The following is a 20,848-nucleotide window of genomic DNA, read 5'->3' as shown; positions in this document are numbered from 1 at the left end:
TATACGCAATAGGGGTGAGGAGTGCATATGGCTGATGAACTTCCGCCGGTGGCGCGGCTGCTGTGGTCGGGAAAGCAACCGTCCGGTCGAGGTCCGCGGCCGGGTCTGAGTCTGGATCGCATCGTTGGCGCGGCCGTGACCATCGCGGACACCGAAGGGATCGGTGTGTTGTCGATGCAGCGGGTCGCGGGCGAATTGGGCGCGGCGACCATGTCGCTGTACCGGCATGTGCCGAGCAAGGACGATCTCGTCGCGTTGATGCTCGATGCGACCATGTCCGAACCGCTGGACCTGCCCAGGAACGACTGGCGGGCAGCGCTCGACCTATGGGCGCGCCGTACTCGGGAGTTGTATCTGAGCCACCCGTGGGTGCTCGCTGTCGGCGCGAGCAATCGCTGGATGGGCCCGAATGAGGCCGCGTGGGGCGATGCCGCGATGTCCGCGCTTCTCGACGCCGGGTTGCCGCAGACCGTCGTGGGCGAGGCCGTCTTGTCGGTCAGCGCTTTCGTCAGCGGCGTCGCGCGCCTGGAGGTCGACCCGACCCTCGGTCGTGGCGCGGCCGGGCATATCGGCCCGGCCCTTGATCCGGAGGTGATTCACCGCTACGGGCAGCCGGAGCGCTATCCGGCCATGCTGGCCATGCTGGCCGCGGGACCGGAGGATCACCGCGACTCGCGATCGGTCGCCGAGGGCGTGTTCGAGTTCGGTCTCGGCAAGCTGCTCGACGGTATCGCCGCCCAACTGGCCACCTGATCAGCGGATGCCCGCAGCCGTCGGTGAGCCAGCCGTCGGTGACCTCGCGCGGGAGTACGGCCTCGATCCCCGGGCGTGAATAATCGGTGAAGTACGCGATCTCCGCGTCGGTGTAGTTCAGAGACCGGAAATAGTCGCGTTCTCGGTGGCATTGGAAGCGAAAGCGCAGGAGCGCAGACCTGGTCCAGGCCGCACCGCATTCGGCCGGTCGCTCCGCCACGAAAATCATTGCGCCAATTCTGGTAATGCTCAGTCGAGTTCATGCCCGCCGTTGCAGGTTCCCGCAGCGCACCGTGCAACCTCAGCCTCGCAGCCGACGCAGGGAGGCGGCTGTGCTGACTTGGTCACGTGCGATGGGGAGTTCTAGCGCCCTGGTTCGCTAGCGCCGGACAGCGGACGGATGTGTGTCGGACGGGTGGAATCGCTCAGTAGTGAGCGCCGAAAGGCCCGAAAGCCGATTATCGGAAGTGTGATGGTCCGAGGCCGCGTTCGCCGAACATAGGAACTCAGGGTCGTGGTGCCTCGCTCGAGGCGATGCGTCGGCACGGCGACGGAGGATCGTCATTGCCACGGCGAGTACGCTGGGTCCAGTCCAGTTTCGAACACTATGTTCGAACATGGGGCACTGAAGGGGAATTCGGTGATGTCGGACGTTGCCTTGTATTACCCACATCTGTGGATACGAGACGAGACTTGGCTGAAGTCGGCGCTGTTGCACTGGCCGCGGATTGCACGCATGGTGCCTCGAGACGGCGACTATGAATACGACGGCTGGGCCAGGGACCCGGAGGTGGTAGGCCCGTGGCGGAGTTGCTTGCCGCGCACAGTCCATTCGACGCTCGAGCGACATCCGGGCATACTCCTGGACATCGCGGTTACGAGTGCCGAGGCAGCAGTGGCCGGCGCCCTTGCTGACGTTGTCGATACATTCGCCGATGAATTGCGGCAAAGGTACGGAATTGCAGGCATTCTCGGCGAGATGCCGCTCTATGGTTACCTGGGCAACATGCGTTCCGCGGGCTATAGCGTTGATGGACTCGAGTGGGTTCACGAACATAAGATGGTCTGGACGCTCAGCCGGAAATTGGTCGAAGCCGAATTGGCGGTGACGCACCACGGGTGGATGGGAATGCACCCCAAGCTTGCGGCCGTGTACATGTGCTCGTTGGCCGAGCGGCTGGCACAACAGAACCGGATGGCCACCATAACCGACGAGCAACATCTGCTTCCTGCATTGAACGACTGGTCGGTCGCTACAATGGCTGCGTTTCTCCTGGACGATATCGGAGACCCATCTGCGCGTACACCCGCCGCAGAGGTGGGCAGGCTTTTCACACTACTGGCCGTCACGACCGTCATCCCGAAAGACCTCGCCAACATCCCGCTCGAACAAATCTTGAAGGTCAGGGAACGCCTGCTGCCCAGGTTACTTGCCTACCGCAAGTACCTGGACACTCTCGCCGACACGTTTGCCGACCTTGCCACGGTCAACGAACCCGCGGCCCTTCAGGCGCACCTGGGCATGCTGGTTCGCAGCGAGATCGAGCCGCTGGTTGCGGAACTCGAATCGAATCTGCGAAGCGTTGGATTCCAACCGATGCGTTCAGTGCTCGGTGTGAAAGCGTTGACTCCATCCGCCCTCATCGCTGCCGCGGTGAATCAGGTCGGCCTTCCGCCTGTCGTTTCAGCAGGGAGTGCGGTGGCGGCATGCTTGGTCGGTGCCACCGCAGACGCCCGGCACAAGTCTCGCGACGCGTCCGACGGGTCGCCGGTCGCCTATCTGGTCAGCCTCAAACGCGACCTCTCATCAAAGGACGTGGTTTCCCGCGCACGCGCTTTTCTCCACCGCCGGTGACCAGCGCCGTCGTTCCCTCCGATAGAACCAGACGTCCGCTCATGCCGGTGGTCGCGCTTTCCGTGCGCCAGATTCGATTGCGGCTCGAGCCGTCGTCACCGCAGCTGCCGACGGCCCGGTGTGTCCGGGGCGTCGTGATGCCCAGCTTGTGTTCAACGATTGCGTTGTGGCACTTGGGCATCCGGGTGTCGATCGGGAGTGCGCAGAGGAGCGCCGACGTGGTGCAGGTGTCTCAGCGCCTCGCGGTAAGAGGAGATCAGCCCGGTTTCGTGGTAGGGCACGCCGATTTCGGTGCAGTAGTCGCGGACGATGACCTGGGCGTGACGCAGGTTCGGCGTCGGCATGCTCGGGAACAAATGATGCTCGATCTGATAGTTGAGCCCGCCGAGGGCAAGGTCGGTCAACGCGCCACCTCGCACGTTGCGGGAGGTCAGCACCTGGCGACGGAGGTAATCGGGGCGTTCATCGCCGGTCAAGGTCGGCATGCCCTTGTGGTTCGGGGCGAAGATGCAGCCCATGTACAGGCCGAAGAGGCCCTGGTGGACAGCAAAGAATGCGAAGGCCTTGTCGGCGGGCAGCACCGCGAACAGTGCGGCGAGGTAGGTGGCGAAGTGGCCGAACAGCAGTGTGCCCTCCAATCCGCGGTGTTTGACCGATCGATTTCTGAGCGCACGTACGCCGGCCACATGGAGGTTCAGGCCCTCCAGTAGCAGGAGGGGGAAGAACAGGAACGTCTGTGCCCTCCCGATGAGACGAGCCAGACCGCGGCTGGACTGTGCCTGCTGTTGTGACCAGACCAGAATGTCGGGCGCGACATCGGGGTCGAGTTCCTCGTGGTTCGGGTTGGCGTGATGCCGGGTGTGCTTGTCCTGCCACCAGCCGTAGCCCAGGCCGATGCCGGCGTTGCCGACGAGTCGTCCCATGAGCTCCGTCGGCTGCCGTAACCGGAAGACTTGGCGGTGCGCGACATCATGCATTACCAGTGCGATTTGAGCGAACGTCACGGCCATGAACCCCGCGACCAGCAGCGTCCACCACGAATCTCCGATGAGGACGAACGCCGCCCAGCCGGCTACGAACGCGACCCCGACGAGGCCGAGCCGGACGGCGTAGTAGACGGGACGCCGGTTCATCAGCCCAGCGTCGGAGATCCGGCGCAACAGACGAGCGTAATCACCGTCGGCGCCGCGCTGCGGTGACCGTGGAGATGACTCGGGGAACAAGGCAGGTGTCGTCATGGAACTTCCTGAGAGCTGAGTCGGAGACGCCACCTCCGTCCGTCGACGACGCCGACCGGTCGATGTCGGAGCGGGCGCCGATTTCGATACCCCGAAGCTATCGGCCGGATTCTCGTTACTCGTAGCCCTTTGGTATGACATCGAATCAAACTGCGGTGTGATATCGGATGCCTACCGCGGACCGAGGCGGCTGACCAGTTATCGGCCAACACATCCGGAGCGCCGGACCGTCCGCTCATGCCGCATAGCGCGCTGATCGAACCGGCCGGCGCGGGCCAGGCGACCTTCAGGTGGCTGAATCCATTCGAGGCCGACCGAACACACCGCTGCATGACGATGACCGTGCAGCGGCCCCTTGCTCGAGAGAACCACGTCCAGGATCCCTGTCGCTGGCTGGCCCGCGACCTGTGGGTTCGTGCTGAAACCTGGGATCGGTAGGTGGCGCGCGCGGCATCTACTTACCGCATGACATCTTCTCAACCTCCTAGCAACCAACCGCAGTCCGCCGGCTCGGACAAAAAGACCAGCGCGATCCTGTCGTACGCACTGGGGTGGCTCACCGGAATCATCTTCCTATTCGTGGGAAAGAACGATCCCGATGTGAAATTCCATGCCTCGCAATCGCTCATCTTCTTCGGAGCGGTCTCGGTGGTCAATATTGTTCTGAGCATCGTCGGCTCGCTCCTCGGCGGCCTGGGGATCATCTTCAGCCTCGCCGGACTCGCAGTCGCGGTCTTCGCAGTCGTCGTCTGGATCATGGCCATGGTCCAGGCGAACAACACCGGCGGTGTCCGCGCGGAGCTTCCCATTGTCGGAAAATTCACTGCCCCATATGCCGATCAGTTGGCCAACTCGATCAAGTAGCGGTTTTCTAAGTCCCCAGCTGGATTTCGTAATCGAGGATGCTGCCGGCGTCCAGATGCGACAGTCCGAAGATCAACGGCCCGAGGCTATCTCGGGCCGTTGGCGTCCGCGCGTAACGTCCGATAGTGCCGATGTGCGGGCACCAGCTCACCTGAGCTCGCACGCCGTCGGCAATCAGCGCATAGTCAGCTCGTGATCGCCTCGTACGCGGCCATCAGCACGCCGAGCGACCGGTCGTAGCCGCGGTTCCAGAGCATCTGGTTCATCACATACGACACCGTCATTCGATGGTCGAAGTCGACGAGCACCAGCGAGCCGCCCCACCCACCCCACGAACACGTGCGGTTCTCCAACCGGTACCCCATACCCCAGCGGATCGGATGGTCAAGGATGCGGTCGGTGCCGCGGAACTGTTCGTCGAAGACGCGCTCGCACCCGTCCGGTGACAGCAGCCGGACCCCGCCGACGGTGCCACCGCACGCCAGCACCGACTGCACAGCGGCGACCGAGCGGGCATTGCCGTGACCGTTCACGGCGGGGATCTCGGCGCGCCGCCAATGCACCGTGTTCGCATCGGACACCCCGACCGGGAATCCCGGCGGTTTGTCCCCTTCGGGCGCGGGGAGCAGCGTTGCGACGCGCCGGTCGTGCTCGGCGGCGAGCCCGATATGGAAGTCGGCGCCCAGCGGCCCCGCTACCTCCTCGGCGAAGAACGTGCCGACGCTGCGCCCGGTCACCCGGGCGATGACCTCACCAACCAGGAACCCGAAGGTGATCGCGTGATATCCGGCCGCGGTGCCCGGCGCCCACCGCGGTGGCTGCGCGGCCAGCCGCGCAGTGACCATCGACCACTCGTACAGGTCAGCGGCCGTCACCGGATCCGCCCAGACCGGCAGGCCCGCCGTATGACCCAGCAGCTGCCGAACCCGCACATCCTGTTTTCCCGCGGCCGCGAACTCCGGCCAGTAGTCCGCGACCGGCGCGTCGAGGTCGAGGTCGCCGCGATCGGCCAGGATCAGTGCACATAGCGCCACCATCGTCTTGGTCGTCGACCACACGGTGACGATGGTGTCCCGCTCCCACGCGACGGTGCCGGCGGCGTCGGCGTATCCGCCCCAGATATCGACCACCGGCGCACCGTCGACGAACACCGCCGCCGCCGCGCCGACAGCATCGGAGTCCAGCGAGGCCGCCAGCGCCTCGGCGACCGCGCCGAATCGGTCATCACACCAGCCGTCGATCTGCGCCACTGGCGTAACCTAGCCGGACCACGAACATCCGAGCCACCCATTTCCGGCCGAATAGGTCGACTGCCGCCGCGGCCCCGCGCTCACGGCCCGGAGTGCCTGTGACGCAACGAACTACGCCGATTTCCAACGAGGTCGCCGACACAGCACCAAGCCGCATGACCGCTTCGCCGTGCCGACAAGGAAAACCGCTGTGCGGAACAGTCTCGCACGCCTAGTGTCGCGCGCATGGCTTGCAGGATCACCGAACTCGTCATCGACTGTGCCGACCCACAACGGCTGGCGGACTTCTGGTGCGAAGTCCTCGGCTACGTCGAACTCGGCTGGGAGGGCGACGACCACCTGGAGATCGGCCCACCCGGAACCGGCTTCGGCGGGCCGCAGCCCACACTGGTGTTCGGTCGCAGCACCGAGCCGAAGCGCGGGAAACTGCCGCTGCACTTCGACGTGAACCCCACCGACCGCGATCAGGACGCGGAACTGGCACGGCTGCTCGCCGCGGGTGCGCGGAAGGTCGACATCGGCCAGACCGGCGCCGCAACGTGGCACGTACTGGCCGACCCGGAGGGGAACGAATTCTGCCTGCTCCGACGCCGGGTCAAGGCAGTGCAGAGCCACCCGAGCACACGGTGATGCCGCTGAGCGCGTGATCGGTGGGAGCAAAGGCGGCAACAGAACCGCGTCTCAGCGCTGCGTCGCTGCCCAGTCGCGGATCGCGGCGACGAACTCCTCGGGCGCGTCGGACTCCACGTAGGTGCCGGCGCCCTCGACGATCACGGTCTCGTGCTCGGGGAAGGTCGCTTCCAGGCGCTCGCGCTCCTGGGGACGGAAGGCGATGTCGGCGTTGCCCCAAACGATCAGTGTCGGCAGGTGGGCGAGGTCGGCAAGGCCTGCCTCGACCTCGGCGAAGAAACCCCGGCTGGCGAGGACCCTGCCGGGGAGTACGGCGGAGGCCTGGCGCCGCTCGGGGGTGTCCAGCGCCCGACGGTAGTGGGTCATCTCGGCTGTGGTCGGTTTCCGCCTTCGGTGTCCTGTGGGGATGAACGCGTTGACGAGGAGGTTGAGCCGTCGGACCAGGAAGCGGCTCGGGAGTCCGCCGATGATGCGAGAGAAGGCCTCGAAGTGGAGAACGCCGTTGACCGGCCAGGCCCAGGTGTTGGCGAGCACCAGTCGATCGAAGACGCCCGGCCGCCGCTGCGCGGTGGCCAGGCCGATCGGACCGCCCCAGTCTTGCCCGACCAGAGTGACCCCACCGAGGCCGAGCACGTCGACGAACCCGGTGACCACGTCTGCGTGCTCCTCGGGCAGGTAGCGGTAGCCGGGCTTCGGCGTCGACAGCCCGAAGCCCGGGTAGTCCAGGGCGATGCACCGGAAGTCGCCGCGCAGCGCGCGGATCACGTCGCGCCAGAGGAACGACCAAGTCGGGTTGCCGTGCAGGAACAGCAGTGTGGGACCGGTCCCCTCGTCGACGTAATGCACGGTGTGCCCGCCGATATCGATGAAGCGGCTCTCGAACGGGAACAGGTCGTTGTCGACCCAGGTGGGCCGCACGCTCTCGGTGGTATCGGCCATGGCGGCCCTCTCGGCTCGATCCTGCGGTATACTTGAGTCTTTCACGCGCACTTGAGAATATCAAGCAGAAGGAAATGATGCGCAGCTACGGCCAGTACTGCGGGCTCGCCCGGTCGCTCGAAGTCGTCGGCGATCGGTGGAACCTGCTCATCGTCCGCCAGCTCCTCATTGCCCCCGCCCGCTACCGGGACCTGATCGACGGCCTCCCCGGCATCGCGACCAACCTGCTCGCCGACCGGCTCCGCGACCTCGAGGCCTCGGGCGTGGTCGAGCGGCGACTGGCCGGCGAGGGCAGCGTAGTGGAGTACGCCCTCACGCCGTGGGGTGCCGAGCTGCGCCAGCCGATCGAGAGCCTGATCCGCTGGTCCACCCCGTTGATGGTCCGCGGCCTCGACGGCGACTCCTTCCGCCCCGAGTGGCTCACCCTCGCCGTCCCCGCCCTGCTCGACACCCGGGTCGATGTCCGCCCCTCGGCGACGGTCGGTCTCGAGATCGGCGGCCCGCCCTTCCAGCTCCGCGCGACGCCCTCCGGCTTCGAGGTCGGCCCACACGACGGTCGAGACCTCGACGCGACCGTCCGCGCCGACCCCGCCTCCGTCCTCGGCCTCGCCGCCGGCGCCTTCACTCTCAGCGACGCCCGCACCCTCGGACTGGTCGAGATCGACGGCGACGAGTCCGTCGTCCGCACCGTCTTCGCCGCCTGACAGGGCCGCTCCGTCAGACGGCGGTGGCAAGCAGCCCGTGGATACCGCGGTGACCGGCCTGTCCTGGCGCGCGGGGGAGTCGATTAGATGCCGGGTGGGATTTCCCGGGTCGAGGTGGCGGCTGAATCCGTCGCGGGTGGCGGTGCGGCAAATATCGCTGTGGTTGCTACGGCGGCGTCTGGCGCGAGCGGGGGAATCAGGTACCGGTTTGCGGCTGCGCCCGGTCACCGCTGTCGCCCAGCCCATGACGTTCCGATCGCATATTCGCGTGAGCAGCGGGTGTGTTGCAGGGCAACCGATGCGATGAATTCGGCCGCGCGCAGCCGGTTGACCATTCGGTCATCGATCTCGATCCGGACACTCGCAGAGACGTATCACTCGGGTCGATACAAGCCAAACCCGTGTTCTGCCAACATTTTTCGCGCGGGAGTGGTGAAATGCTCGTGATCGACGGTGTTGTGGATGAGCGATGTACCCAGCGAGGAGCGTGCGCGTGCCCAGTGAAATCGATTCTGCTGTCTTTCCGCATCTGAAGGCCGACTTGGACCGGGTCCGTGACGTTCTCGGACCCGTCCGGCTCCAGGGCAGGCCGGAGCTGACCGCGCTCACCGACGAGGGCCCGGACACATCTCGTCGCCTGGTGCGTCCGACGTTGACGCTGCTGTCGTACTACCTGCTCACCGATCCCGCAGCACCAGCCGACGACCGCGCGGTGCGCGCCGCCGCCGCCGTCGAGTTGCTGCACCTGGGCTCGCTCTACCACGACGACGTCATCGACCACGCCTACGAGCGTCGAGGCCGTCCCAGCGCCAACGCGGTGTGGGGTTCGCATATGGCTGTGCTGGGTGGGGACTTGGTGACGATGGAGGGCGCGCACCTGCTGGCCGAACTGGGCCAGCGCGAAGTTCTCGCTGGAACCAGCGCAGCCAAGCAGATGTGCGCGGGCGTGGTGATCGAGGCCGCCGACCTGTATGAGGCCCGCGGCGAGCAGGCCTACCTGGACTCGATCGACGGCAAGACCGCCGCGCTGATCTCGCTGGCCTGCAGGCTGGGCGCGATGCAGGCCGGTGCGCCCGACGATCAGCAAGAGGCGCTGGCCCTGTTCGGCCGGCAGTTCGGGCTGGCCTATCAGTTGTATGACGACATCCTCGACTTGACCTCGACGGCCGAAGCGATGGGCAAGCCCGTCAACGCCGATTTGTCCGAAGGGATCTACACGTTGCCCGTGATCCGCGCAGCTGCCCGCGACGGGGACCTTGCCCGTCTGCTGCGCAGAGCGATGACGGCCGAGGAAGCCGCACACGCCCGGGAGCTCGTCATCGCCTCCGGCGCCGTGGACGAAGCACAAGCGATGGCCGATGAATTCCTCGACCAGGCCGCGGGTCAGCTCGCCGCCCTGCCCGTCGACCCGCGCTCCCACCACGCGATGACCGCCTACGCCCGGTCCATACTCGACCGACGAACTCCTGTTCCCGCAGTCTCCCCGCCCTCGCCCCAGGCACCCGTGGCCCACCATGCGGCGTTCCCTCCGCCGGTCATGGAATGGGTGAGGAGTTGGCTGGTGGCTACCGGCCTTGCCGCCTCCGCGGCCGAGCTGGACCACCGCCGGTGGACAGGGGCGTTCGAGCTGGTGGCAGCCGTGGCCCCAGCCTTGGCCCCCACGGACGCGACCCGTGAACAAACGGTCCTCGGTGTGGGCATGCTGGCCCTTCTATGGGACGACCTCTTCGAGGACCCGCGGCTGAGGGACCCGCAAGCCATCACCGCGCTGAGGCGTGGCCTGGTGGCAACACTGCGCCAGGACCCGAAGAAACCGTGGCGGCACGGCGCGCTCGCGACCGCGTGGGCGAGTTTGTGGCCGCGTCTGTGCGAGGGGCGCAGCGCCCGCTGGCAGCAGCGGGTCCTCAACGGCATCGAGGAATGGTTCGAAGCCTGCGAACGCGAAGCGAACCATCGCATCACCGGCTACATCCCTTCCACGGCTGACTATCTGCCGCTGCGGAGAGCGACCAGCGGGTACGACGTCCTCCTCGCCGCCATCGAGATGTACCAGGACCTCGAACTGCCGCCGAAGCTGCGCAGCCATCCTGTGATCCGCCGTCTCGAGGAACTCGCCTTCTTTGTGGCATTCGTAGAGAACGACCTGGTGGGATTCGATCAAGACGAGGCCGACCAGGTCCCCTACAACCTTGTCCGGGCGGTCCGTCACGAGACCGGATGCACCCGAGGCGAAGCCATCGAGCAGGTACAGCGCCAGCTCGCCGAGCGCCGCGCCCAGCTCGACGCGGTGACCCGATACATCCCCGCGCTGCTGCGCATCCTTCCCGGTCTGTCCGGCCAGGGGAAGAAGTACGCGTCGATCTTCGAAACGCTGACGAACGTGGCGTTGTCGGTGCCGCAGAGCGATCGGCACACGCAAACCTCCGCTTCCGAAGGGCCGGAGCCGGACCTGGAACGACTGCGCCGAGAGATCTACTACCCGGCCACCCTTCCGGCGCACACCGCGCCGTAGTCCTGCGTTGGCGGCGAGCGTGTTGTCCCGCACGATTCACCAGATGGTGGTGTCGTGCGGGACACCGGTCAATGCTTCGCAGGCTGTCCGGGCACGCCGATCGGCATCGTGGGGCTGAGAGCCGAACGGGTGCGCAGATGGAAAGTGACCAGCCCGACCAGAACGCTCGCGGTGAACCAGCCCAGTTGCACGGCCAAACCCGTGAACAGTGTGGTGTCGGAGAAACCGGCCGCGGTCGCAGCCTGCATCGCACCGTAGGAGGGCAGCCACCGCACGACATCACTGTCCGCCCCGATACTGGCGACAGGATTCTGCACGACCATGTCGAAGCAGCTGATCATCGCGATCGCGAACATGCCCTCCACCTCCCGGCGCAGCAGCGTGCCGAACACGACACCGAGCGCCCCGTAGGTCATCGCGTCGCAGAACAGCGCCGCGGCCAGCACGATCGGCTGCCGCGGCGACCAAGAAAAGCAGATAGCGATGGTGGCGTAAGCGCTGACCACCATCGAAGCCACCACCAGGCAAGCGACCTTCGCCAGACCCAAAGCGACCCGGGGATACCCGGCCATACACAAACGCCGGTCGAACGCCCCGCTGCTGAACGTCGCCGCGAACATCATGAACCCGATGATCAGACAGGCCGCGGTCAGGGCGCCCGAAATCTGGGCGAGCTCATTGCCGTTGGCCCGCAGGACCACATCGGTGTCTCGAAGCCGGAACGGTACCTGTGTATCGGTGATGATCAGGCCCGCCAGCGTGACAAACACGGGGATGAAGACAGCAACCAACACCATGGCGAACCGGTTACGAGCATGCTCGACCAGACCGTAGCGCGTGGCTGTCACAAACAGCCCTACATTCATCCGATTACTACTCTCTGCCCTGTAGGACACCGTCGCGCAATCGCCACACCTGATCCAGCCGGTCGGTGTCGTAGGCCAGATGCGACACGACCAGAACCGAGCCACCGGTGTCACGGAACTGCGCGACCAAATCCCAGAAACGCAGATACGTTTCCCAGTCGAAGCCTTGATACGGCTCGTCGAGCAGCAGAACCTGCGGGTCGTGCAGCACCGCGAGCGTCAGGTTGAGCTTCTGCCGGGTGCCGCCGCTCAACGTCGCGACCCGCTCATCGGCGTATTCGGAGAAACGCAGAATCTCCATGGTCTCCTCGGCCCGCCGTAGATCCGTAACCGCATAGGCCGCGGCGAAGAAGTCCAGGTGCTGGCGAACCGTGAACGCATCGTTCAAGATGACCTGCTGCGGGCAGTAACCGAACCGCCCACGGTGGCGGACAACTCCCCGGTGCGGACGTAACTCTCCCGAGAGAACCTTCAACAGCGTTGACTTGCCCGTCCCGTTCTCACCGACGACGCCAACCAGCACCCGGGGAGGTAGTGCGAGATCGACGCCATTCAGCACCGACCGCCTGCCGTATGAGTGGTGGACATCCTGCACTTCCATCAACACCCCTTACCCGCCGATGTAGTCGCCCGACCACCGCTGGAATGCTACCCACAAACCGCGAAAAGCCGTGGCAGAACGGCGAATTCACGGACCAATGAACTGCCTCCGCCGGATGCGTACTGCTCGGCCGTCCGAGCCGGTTGATATGGCCAGCCCGCTGACGCTCGGTGACCACCACGCCGCAGTAGGGTATGGCGATCGACAGGGCCTACAGGTCGTTGAGGTCGTTCTTCTGCCACGGCTGTAGCGGGTTGCGCAGGCGCAGGTCACCCAGCGTGCCGCCGAGATCGAGCAGTTCCTGAGCGGCCGCTGTCCAGGGTTTTGCCATGGCGCCGCATACACGTCGCCGAGACCGGCCGGGCCCGCGATCTGGGCCGCGGTCAGGGTGTTCGCAGGAGCGTGGACACGATCTCGGCTGCACCGATGAATTTCGTGTGGATCCGTCGTCGATACCGCTGGATACACCGACAGCGGTGAGCCTGCGCTGGGACCGTTCAGCGCGGGCGGAAACACAGGGAGGCACTGATGAGCGTCGAGGACCCCGCGCGGCGGCAAACGATCCGGACAGTGATCCGGACGGGTGAGCAGGGGGCGCAGTGAGCGGTACCCGGGTGTTGGTGGCGGGGGCGAGCATCGCGGGGCCCGCGCTGGCCCACTGGTTGCGTCGGCGGGGGGCCGAGGTGACCGTGGTGGAGCGGGCTCCCGCGTTGCGTCCGGGTGGGCAGGCGGTGGACGCGCGCGGGGTGGCCAAGGAGGTCATTCGGCGGATGGGGCTGGACGCGGCGGTGCGCGCGGCCTGCACCCAGACCATCGGCGCGTACACCGTGGACGTGGACGGCAACGTGCTGGAGACCTATCGCGCGGACGACGACGGCGGCGACGGATTCATCGCGGAGATCGAGATCCTGCGCGGTGACTTATCGCAGGTGCTTTACGACGACACCCGCGACGGTGTCGAGTACGTCTTCGGCGACCGGATCGCCGAACTCACCCAGGACGCGGACGGGGTCGACGTGGCTTTCGCGGGTGGCGATCGGCGGCGTTTCGAGCTGGTGGTCGGGGCGGACGGGCTGCATTCGGCGCTGCGCACAATGGTTTTCGGGCCGCACGAGCGGTTCGTCCGCCATCTCGGGCACGTGCTGGCCTTTTACAGTGTGCCCAACGAGTTCGGGCTGGATCGCTGGTTGATCGACTACCAGGAGTCCGGGCGCTCCGCGGGCCTGCGGCCGATCCAGGACGCCACCCGGGCGATGGCGATGTTCTCCTTCCCCGCGGTCGACCTCGATGTCGATTACCGCGACGTCGCGGCTCAGAAGCGCCTGCTGCGTGAGCGGATGGCCGGTATGGGGTGGTTGACCCCGCGCATCCTCGCGCACCTGGACGACACCCCGGACTTCTACCTCGACCAGGTCGCCCAGGTGGTGATGGACCGCTGGTCGAGCGGGCGGGTGGGGCTGCTCGGGGATGCGGCGTTCAGCTCCTCGCCGATGTCCGGGCAGGGCACCGGGCTGGCCCTGGTCGGCGCCTACCTGCTGGCCGGTGAACTGGCCGCCGCCGGGTGGGACCCGGAGGCCGGGTTCGCCGCCTACGAGGGGCGGATGCGCTCGTTCGTCGAGGCCAACCAGGAGATCGGCCGATTGCACGCTCGCAGTCGCGACGTCCCCGGGCCGGACGCCGGGCCGGGCCCCGATTTCGACAGCGAATGGTTCACCGAACTGGTCGAGCGTGCGATCAACGGCGTCGAGCTGCCCGACTACGCGGGGGTGCCGGACTCCGGGGTCCCAGCCGGGCCGCCGATCACCTCGTCGGCGTCCCCATAACGTGTCGAGAGGGACGACACTTCGGCAGGCCACCGCCGAACTAGTGGAGCCGCTTGCGCCGCCGGAGTTTTTGCGGTTACGCCCTCCCGCGACGAACCCCCGATTCCATCAGCGGCCCCGTCGCAGAAGGATTCGAAGAACTTCCACTGCGGTTCTTCGGTGTTCACGGTCACGATGGAACACAGCACCGACAGTGGCCACCAACACGGCGGAGGAGGCGGGAACCTCAACCAGAAGGACAACAGACCAGCTGCAATCGCGCTACTCATGGATTAGACACCAGCCACCACGTCGACCTCAGCGATGCGGGCGGAGTGGAAGAGCTATTGCGGGAAAGCCCCGAACCGAGGATCCCGGGTTCTCAAGGCTGCCGCGACCTGGCTTCGATCAATCACTGAGTTCTCCACCAGCCCGATTCGGGGACAACACAATTCGGGTCATGCGTGGTGAGGGCTTGCCGAATAGGTTCGGCTGTCTACCCGATACACGAGGAGTTCGAATGTTCGCAGTACGTGGATTTGCCGCCGCCCTGATCGGTGCCGCAACCCTGACCGGTGCTGGGGCGGCCGCCGCGGCGCCGTTGCCGCTCGAACCGCAGGCGCCCGCACCGGCAGTGTCGGTCGCAGGGAGCTGTGGTGGTATCACCGACCCGTTCGTGGCGCTGGTCTGCGCGATCAGCAGCCTGTCAGGCGGAGGCGGCACGGCCATTCGATGAGCAGCCGTGAAGTCGGCTCAGCCGAATAAGCCGCGCATAGACGGCGACGCCGCAGCCGACGATCTGGACGAACTCTTTGCCAACATGGCCGAGATCAACGCCACATCGCGATCCGGTGAACGTAACCGACGTGCTCGTGAGAACGTCGCCGAAACTGAACGCCAGCGCTACGCCGGTCGACGCGCGCAGGATCCGTTGCACTTGGCCGACGGTGCGGGCCGGGTTCTCCCAGGGAGAACCTGGGACACTGTGCCGAGCGACATCGAGTCCGAACGCAAGGTGGACGGGTGGACGGTACTCAATCGCTGATCACCGAGTGGGAGTCCCGCTTCGACCTGCCATGGGACACCTTCTGGGAGACCCTGAGCGCGCCGTGGCAACGGGCTGTGGCGGGGACCGCGTCAGCGGCCGCACCTGACGCGGCATCGATACTCCGTCGACGACGGCTCACGACCGACTTCGAATGGGTCGGATACCTTCAGCCGATGACCTGTCTACCAGCGGTGCGCGAAGCCCTGCTGTGGGATGAGAACGGCATGGATCTAGGGCCGCTGACACAGACTTACGAGGGCCACATTCGGTCGTGGGATCGACTCCTCCTGGGTGGCCCTGCGTGCGTGGATCTCGGGCAACTGAGTGGAGTTCCGGTGCGCCATCTGGTTCTGTCCGTGGTCGATGTCGCGACGTTCGATGTGCTCAGCGACGTGCCAGGGCTGAAGTCGCTGACTCTCGATCTGTACGGCGAATCTGTTTCGCTGCCACCGCTTCCCGACCTGACCGACCTGACGCTCCACTCGGGTACGCACGTGGATGGCGACACTGTCCGAGTGAACCCAGACCTGCGGATCCTCTCGAGCGATGAGGAGTTCTGTCCGCCGTTCGGGCCTGACGATGTTGCTTGATGATCGATGAAGCCTGCGGGCGAAGGTATTAGTGCGTGCTGGACTTGGTCGTGTCCGCGCCTGGGAACTGTCGCCGTTGACCGGTCCCGCTGTCCGGCGTCGTTGCCGCGGCTCGTCGTCGGCCAGGCGTGAATCACCCTTTGTGGACATATTGGTTCGTGGGGTTCGGTACCGGCCGTGTCGTGGATGGCCAGCACCGATAGCAGAGCTTGTTCGTGCCTGGCCGCTGGCGGATATGAGCCGGAACACGGGTGGGTGGCGCTGCCGTGTCGTCCCTCTGTTCGTAACGACGCACGGTGGGCAATCGATGGTCAAGCGACAGTGAAGCGATGTGGGAGAGGGGATTTCGTATGAGAAGGATGACAATGGTCGCCGCACGGACCGTCGTTGCCGCCGCCGTCGTCTCGGGTTTCGCAACGGTACTCGGCGCCGGGTCCGCCCAAGCCGCGCCGCAGGACTGTACTGTCACACGGAACCTGGTCGGCGCGACGGCGACCTGCCACGACGACGGCCCTGCTGGGCGGGAGTACGCCCTGATCGTAGAGTGTTTCGGCCTGCACGGCGTGCCCAACGCCTTTCCGCTCATGGCCATCGGCCCTTACCAGGGTTCGTGGAGTGGTTCCTTCGGCCCGTCCGGACACGGCACGGCCTCGTGCTTGGGCCCGATGAGTATCGGAACCGCTACTAACGCCTACGTCACCATCTACCGGGACTGAATCACCCCACGCGGCGTCGACCGCGACAGCACGAACTATGCGCGCGTGATCTCTTCTGCTGTACCGGACACAGCAGAGGAAGGCGCCGAACTCGCCCACGGTGGAGGGTTTGGGATATGGAGAGGTCTCCGGTAGTTAGTTGATCGACGAAGATTCAACTGAATACCGGAGACCGCGTGACCACCCTAACGGTGACATCTGTTGTCGCCGAGCTGCCCGCCGGAATCGACCGACACGTCCTGCGCCGTTGCAGCGCTTTCGCGCTGTTCCGGATCGCGTGCCACCAGGTGCGGGGCTTGGGCGTCAGTTCATGCGGAGGTGGGATCGAACTCGGCGGTGACTCGGTCCACGAGTTTCTTGGCTTCGGGGCTGTCGTGGTCGGTGGGCAGCTCCACGGGCTGTCCGTTGATCGGGACGGTTACCGGCCGACGGTTCGCCAGTACCCTTCCGGCACCGTCGCCGGCCGGTAGACCGGCCGAGGCCAGGATGCGGCCCATCGCGGTGTCGGCGCCGACCGGCGGGAGGGCTACGACGCCCTGCGGCCACTGCACGCCTGTGATTTCGAAGAACTCATGGTAGCCGCCTATGTGCTGGTAGCCGACCTGGCTGAAGTACAAATCGTCTGACGTCGAACCTTGCGTTTGATTTATCTCATTGTTGAACGTTCCTTGGAACACTCCGCTGGTGGGGTCGAAGTGTGCATATTGGCCCGACAAGGACGCCTGCGTCTCGAGCAAGTCGAACACAACCTCCATACCACCGGGAGCAGGCTGGTTGTTCTTGGAGTAGAGAGCCTTGGCACCATCGATGTCGGGCGGGTTCCACATGTGCGGGACGACGTCGAGGTCGTTGGCGTAGCGCTTCACTTGTTGCAGGCGTTGGGTGGTGTAGTTGACGAATTCCTTATTGCAGAAACTCGGTCCGGCGGTCGAGAGCACGCTGATCCTGGCTTTCTCGGAATTGTCCCAAAGCCACTGGGTGTCGCGCAGGAACAGGGCCAGCGTGAGTGACAGGGCACCGCCGAGGCTGTGGCCGGTGACGGTCAGGTCGATCGCCTTGTCGCCGAGCATGCTCAGGAACTCGGGCAAGGTGTGACCGGCACCGGGACGGGGGCCCGAGGGTCTGATACCGAGGAGGGTTTTCACCCCGATGGCCGTGCCGATCGTGTGCCAGGCGGCGTTATTCGCGAACCACGGCGTCTGGAGAATGAAGGAGTCCTCGACGAGCCAGTCGAACACCAGTGCGTCGCTGCTGCCGGCCATGGCGATCACGTACCGGGAGCGATCCTCGATGCTTCGCACCATGTACAGGGCGTTCACCGAGTACAAGTCGGTGTCGAACAGTGCGACTCCCGGACCCCAGACGATCTCCCACCCTCCGATGACCTCTCGGTTGGTGTCGAGATACTGCTGGATCTTCTGATAGAGCGTGCCCTCCAGGTCGCTGCCTTCTTTGCTGATGCTGTTGACCAGATTCGCATACTCGCACAGCTGGTATGTGATCTTGTCTTGCAGAGTCGGCTCATTGATCGTCGTGGATCGTGCAGTCATGTACCGCTCCTTACCGTATGAGTTTCATCCGAAACAGAGAGGAGAAAGCGGTGACGCGAATTCACACGCCGCGTCCGCATCGGGGACAGATCATCCCGGACCGGTAGCCGTGGATACGAGTCTAGACGATCCACCACACTGCGGGGCGAATCACCTGCCTGTCCGGGACTGACGTCGTCGCCCGCCGACGGGGGCTCGGTCCGCGCGGTCACCGGAGACGCTGGTAGCCGCCCCTTGGAGCCCGAGCACGAATTGGCGAAACACCATGACTCGGCACGGAGACACCGAGGTCAGTTGCTGCCCCGGATCCTCATCACCCTGCATCGCCGACAGCAGTTCCTCGGCGCGTGCGCCGGTGGAAACCCAGAACGACAACAGTGCGCGGTCCCGGTTCGAGGTCAACGCGGCGAACAACTGGTTGAACTGCTCGTCGGGGATCCGCTGAGCAACTTTCGACCGATAGCGGCCGACCCGCTCACTGCGGTAGGGATCCACAACCCCCCACCGTCGGCTCGATGTCGCCAATGAGCGCGGACGGGCTTGTCCGCCACAGCGGATCATTGCCGTAGGAGCGGATCGTCGACGGCCGCCGATCCATACCCTGCAGTTCGGCAAAGAAGGCCGCCGCCGGTTCGACCACCCCACCGTTGGCATCCGAGTTCAGTCAACATGTGACCCGCGGCGGATTTGGGTAACACCCGCACGGACACCGAACCCCGGTCACGTTGGGAGAGAAGGCCTTCGCACTAAATCTGCGCCTGGGTGAACAGCGGATTCCAGCCCGCGCCTACCGGTGGGCGCGGCTGAGTCTGGGCACCGTACCTCGAGATCGAGGTCGAGTTACGCACCAACAACGGCCTGGCCGAATCACGCTGCGACAGTGGGTTCCCTGGGACGCTGTCCGACCCGACCAGGAAGCTGACGTCGCCTCGGATCTGAGGATTTCGTATCGCCGAATTTTGCCGTCGTGATGTTGGTTGCGCATGGTGTTCAGCTGCCGTAGTGCACAATCGGGCGTATGGCACGGTCTCTGCCCGAGGGCGAATCGCTTCTCGTGCGTACTGACTTCACCGACGACGCGGCGTGGGCCCAAACCCTCGCGGCGGTCATCGCGTCCTACGACGAAGACACGATGACAGAGCTGACACCCGTCGACGACGTGACCTTCGACGGGCTGACCCCCGCCGACCTAGGTGATCTGGTCGATGGCCAGACCTATGTGTTCCTCGCCGACACCACCACGATGACCGATCCTGAGCACCCACTGCTGGCGGTCGATACCAGCGACGAGGATGCCCGAGGGGACGGCGACGCGGTGTTCCGGATCGCGCCGATCGCGATGGCCGAGGTCGAGGTCAACTTCCTCCTCTCCAACATGGACTTCGAGGACTACGCGAGCAGCGTCGACGACGACGGTGTTTTCCGCGGCTTCGATCGGTGAACGCTGTCGGCACTCATGACCGGCCACAGGTCCATCCACTGCCGCGAAGGGATCACGTCCCATAGCTTGCGCAAACACCTTGGTACCGAGGGCATCTCGGCCGGACTCGACGTAACCGCGGTCGCCGACCACCTCGGCAACACCTCCCGCGTACTCCACAAATCGTACGTGCGTCGGCGCCATCGAAGGATAATTCAGTAGAATGCCGCAAAGATGACACGCAGCCCGATGTCAGAATCAACTTGGACGATTTGGGAACGCTATACTTGGGTGGATTCGACGCGCACATACTGGCGAAGGCTGGTCGCATAAAAGGGATTACAGGTAACTCAGTTGCGCGGCTGGCGGCCTTGTTCCAGACTCGGGAGCGACCATTTTGCGGTACAAGCTTCTGAGACGTTGCCACTGCGCGGGCCGAATTTTGGTCCGGAGGTTGGGCTGATGGAGCGTTCGACCAGCCTGGGCGGTCGCGGGTGCGCTCGTTGACGATTGACACGACCTTGACTGGACGACCGGCGCTGGTGGCGTCAACCGGAAAATTGGCTTCTCATGCTCGATTCGGTGCGTCCGCGGTCACCACTGTGACCGTCGAGTCACCGATTCGTATGCGGCGCCTTCTGTCGCACGCGTAGTCCTTCCTCGCGCCACAGGCGTCGGATCTTCTTATGGTTGGTTGTCCCGCCCCCTGGGCGCGGGCGTCGTGGTAGACGCGGCGGAAGCCTTGACGTGAGTGATTGCGCGCCAGGCGCGCAACTGTGCCCGTGACGGCGTACCTGGATGAGGGGCCTGCTGCGCTACCGAAGGGTGGCGCTGGGTACTGCGATGCTGCCCGGCCACCTGGCAGGCGAACCGTTCGCTGACGCCCATGACCCGCATCAGTTGCGCCACTGCTGCCCGGCGGCGTTCCGGGTCCGACAATTCGCCCTCGGTTCGTCTCAGGTCGGAACCTATGGCGGTGCTGCCGAGTCGTGCGGCACTACGCGTAAGACGGTGAAAGGAGTGGTCGAACCCGCCGAAACCGGCGGCGACCGGCCGGAGCCCGCGGTGCGGGTACGCAACTACGACCAGGTGCGGGACTTGGTCGCCGAGCTGGTCGCGAAGTCGAAGGGCCGGATCTCGGCCAAGCGGCTACTCCCCGCCGCGCCAGCGGCCGGTTACGAGGGGTCGCCGCGGATTTCCGGCGGCTGGTGGCCGATCAGACAGCGTTGTGGCGCAAGACAATTATCGGGGCAGGCGTCCGGCAGTGTGGTCGCCGGGCGAGTACCTGGTGATCAATTGGGCCGAGGTCGCGCCCGGATTCCAGCTGTTCTGCGCGGTGCTGGCGTTCTCGCGGCGGCGGTACACCGCGTTGCGCACATCGTTGGTCCCACCTGACCTGCGTAAACGCAGGCCAGGTCGGTGCCCTCGGCAGACACGCACAACATGGGCAACTGGAAAATGCCTGGTCATCGTGGGTGTGTACCCAATCTGAGTACTGCAATGAACGTGC

General features: G+C 65.3%; 20 protein-coding genes and 1 pseudogene. 14 read left to right on the top strand and 7 right to left on the bottom strand.

The features are described from left to right. The first annotated feature begins 27 nt into the window (after positions 1-27). Positions 28-753, top strand: coding sequence for a TetR/AcrR family transcriptional regulator (locus ON34_RS24735; RefSeq protein ID WP_040783657.1), 726 nt, complete (start codon positions 28-30; stop codon positions 751-753). Between the two features lie 643 nt (positions 754-1,396). Beyond that, complete coding sequence (locus ON34_RS24730) at positions 1,397-2,608, top strand: DUF6236 family protein (protein ID WP_157172424.1); 1,212 nt, start codon at positions 1,397-1,399, stop codon at positions 2,606-2,608. Positions 2,609-2,760: 152 nt separating this feature from the next. On the opposite strand, the gene ON34_RS24725 is transcribed toward ON34_RS24730, so the two are convergent. Further along, positions 2,761-3,846: a fatty acid desaturase family protein gene (locus tag ON34_RS24725; RefSeq protein WP_051023066.1), complete on the bottom strand. Its 1,086-nt coding sequence runs from the start codon at positions 3,844-3,846 to the stop codon at positions 2,761-2,763. A 465-nt stretch (positions 3,847-4,311) separates the two neighbouring features. Between ON34_RS24725 and ON34_RS24715 the strand changes: the two genes are divergently transcribed. Next, positions 4,312-4,710, top strand: a complete 399-nt coding sequence (locus ON34_RS24715; protein ID WP_040783651.1) for a DUF4870 domain-containing protein — start codon at positions 4,312-4,314, stop codon at positions 4,708-4,710. A gap of 185 nt (positions 4,711-4,895) precedes the next feature. Here ON34_RS24715 and ON34_RS24710 read toward each other — a convergent pair whose 3' ends face one another. Then, positions 4,896-5,960, bottom strand: coding sequence for an EstA family serine hydrolase (locus ON34_RS24710; RefSeq protein WP_040783648.1), 1,065 nt, complete (start codon positions 5,958-5,960; stop codon positions 4,896-4,898). A 225-nt stretch (positions 5,961-6,185) separates the two neighbouring features. Between ON34_RS24710 and ON34_RS24705 the strand changes: the two genes are divergently transcribed. Further along, positions 6,186-6,590 carry a VOC family protein gene (locus tag ON34_RS24705; protein ID WP_040783646.1) on the top strand — a complete coding sequence of 135 codons (405 nt, stop codon included), beginning with the start codon at positions 6,186-6,188 and terminating at the stop codon, positions 6,588-6,590. A gap of 51 nt (positions 6,591-6,641) precedes the next feature. On the opposite strand, the gene ON34_RS24700 is transcribed toward ON34_RS24705, so the two are convergent. Then, complete coding sequence (locus ON34_RS24700) at positions 6,642-7,529, bottom strand: alpha/beta fold hydrolase (RefSeq protein WP_040783643.1); 888 nt, start codon at positions 7,527-7,529, stop codon at positions 6,642-6,644. A gap of 77 nt (positions 7,530-7,606) precedes the next feature. Between ON34_RS24700 and ON34_RS24695 the strand changes: the two genes are divergently transcribed. Then, on the top strand, positions 7,607-8,233 hold the full coding sequence (locus ON34_RS24695; RefSeq protein WP_040783774.1) for a winged helix-turn-helix transcriptional regulator: 627 nt from the start codon (positions 7,607-7,609) through the stop codon (positions 8,231-8,233). A gap of 493 nt (positions 8,234-8,726) precedes the next feature. Continuing rightward, the gene (locus ON34_RS24690; protein ID WP_040783771.1) at positions 8,727-10,745 is read left to right on the top strand and encodes a polyprenyl synthetase family protein; all 2,019 of its coding nucleotides are present in this window, start codon (positions 8,727-8,729) and stop codon (positions 10,743-10,745) included. A gap of 68 nt (positions 10,746-10,813) precedes the next feature. Here the strand turns inward: ON34_RS24690 and ON34_RS24685 are convergent, their stop codons facing one another. Continuing rightward, positions 10,814-11,716, bottom strand: a complete 903-nt coding sequence (locus ON34_RS24685) for an ABC transporter permease (RefSeq protein ID WP_157172423.1) — start codon at positions 11,714-11,716, stop codon at positions 10,814-10,816. After that, a complete protein-coding gene (locus ON34_RS24680; protein WP_040783639.1) occupies positions 11,619-12,212 on the bottom strand; it encodes an ATP-binding cassette domain-containing protein in 594 nt (197 codons plus the stop codon). Before ON34_RS24680 ends, ON34_RS24685 begins: the two co-directional genes overlap by 98 nt. 599 nt (positions 12,213-12,811) lie before the next feature. On the opposite strand from ON34_RS24680, the gene ON34_RS24675 reads away from it, so the two are divergent. From ON34_RS24675 to ON34_RS24655, 5 genes are all read left to right on the top strand, one after another. Continuing rightward, positions 12,812-14,035: an FAD-dependent monooxygenase gene (locus ON34_RS24675; RefSeq protein WP_040783638.1), complete on the top strand. Its 1,224-nt coding sequence runs from the start codon at positions 12,812-12,814 to the stop codon at positions 14,033-14,035. Between the two features lie 499 nt (positions 14,036-14,534). Then, positions 14,535-14,750, top strand: coding sequence for a hypothetical protein (locus ON34_RS24670; protein WP_040783635.1), 216 nt, complete (start codon positions 14,535-14,537; stop codon positions 14,748-14,750). 6 nt (positions 14,751-14,756) lie between these two features. After that, positions 14,757-15,059 (top strand): hypothetical protein, encoded by a 303-nt coding sequence (locus ON34_RS24665; RefSeq protein WP_040783633.1) that lies wholly within the window; start codon positions 14,757-14,759, stop codon positions 15,057-15,059. A gap of 194 nt (positions 15,060-15,253) precedes the next feature. Further along, entirely contained in the window at positions 15,254-15,652 is a 399-nt protein-coding gene (locus tag ON34_RS36330; protein WP_157172422.1) for a hypothetical protein, read from the top strand. A 350-nt stretch (positions 15,653-16,002) separates the two neighbouring features. Further along, a complete protein-coding gene (locus ON34_RS24655; protein ID WP_040783766.1) occupies positions 16,003-16,368 on the top strand; it encodes a hypothetical protein in 366 nt (121 codons plus the stop codon). A 308-nt stretch (positions 16,369-16,676) separates the two neighbouring features. On the opposite strand, the gene ON34_RS33815 is transcribed toward ON34_RS24655, so the two are convergent. Further along, positions 16,677-17,918: a lipase family protein gene (locus ON34_RS33815; RefSeq protein WP_051023064.1), complete on the bottom strand. Its 1,242-nt coding sequence runs from the start codon at positions 17,916-17,918 to the stop codon at positions 16,677-16,679. Between the two features lie 150 nt (positions 17,919-18,068). Continuing rightward, the gene (locus ON34_RS37810; protein ID WP_040783627.1) at positions 18,069-18,413 is read right to left on the bottom strand and encodes a hypothetical protein; all 345 of its coding nucleotides are present in this window, start codon (positions 18,411-18,413) and stop codon (positions 18,069-18,071) included. Between the two features lie 523 nt (positions 18,414-18,936). On the opposite strand from ON34_RS37810, the gene ON34_RS24640 reads away from it, so the two are divergent. The 3 genes and pseudogenes from ON34_RS24640 to ON34_RS36325 all read left to right on the top strand — a co-directional run. Next, positions 18,937-19,359, top strand: coding sequence for a DUF6924 domain-containing protein (locus ON34_RS24640; protein WP_040783624.1), 423 nt, complete (start codon positions 18,937-18,939; stop codon positions 19,357-19,359). Positions 19,360-19,520: 161 nt separating this feature from the next. After that, complete coding sequence (locus ON34_RS38635; protein WP_083889739.1) at positions 19,521-19,754, top strand: sterol carrier protein domain-containing protein; 234 nt, start codon at positions 19,521-19,523, stop codon at positions 19,752-19,754. A 484-nt stretch (positions 19,755-20,238) separates the two neighbouring features. Then, positions 20,239-20,701: pseudogene (locus tag ON34_RS36325) on the top strand (IS21 family transposase); the annotation flags it as partial. Between the last annotated feature and the right edge of the window lie 147 nt (positions 20,702-20,848).

Origin of the sequence: Nocardia pneumoniae NBRC 100136 (assembly GCF_000308755.1) — a bacterium.
Classification (GTDB): Bacteria; Actinomycetota; Actinomycetes; order Mycobacteriales; family Mycobacteriaceae; genus Nocardia; species Nocardia pneumoniae.
Note: the sequence above shows the minus strand (reverse complement) of the source record. Positions and strands in the feature narration are given on the sequence as shown.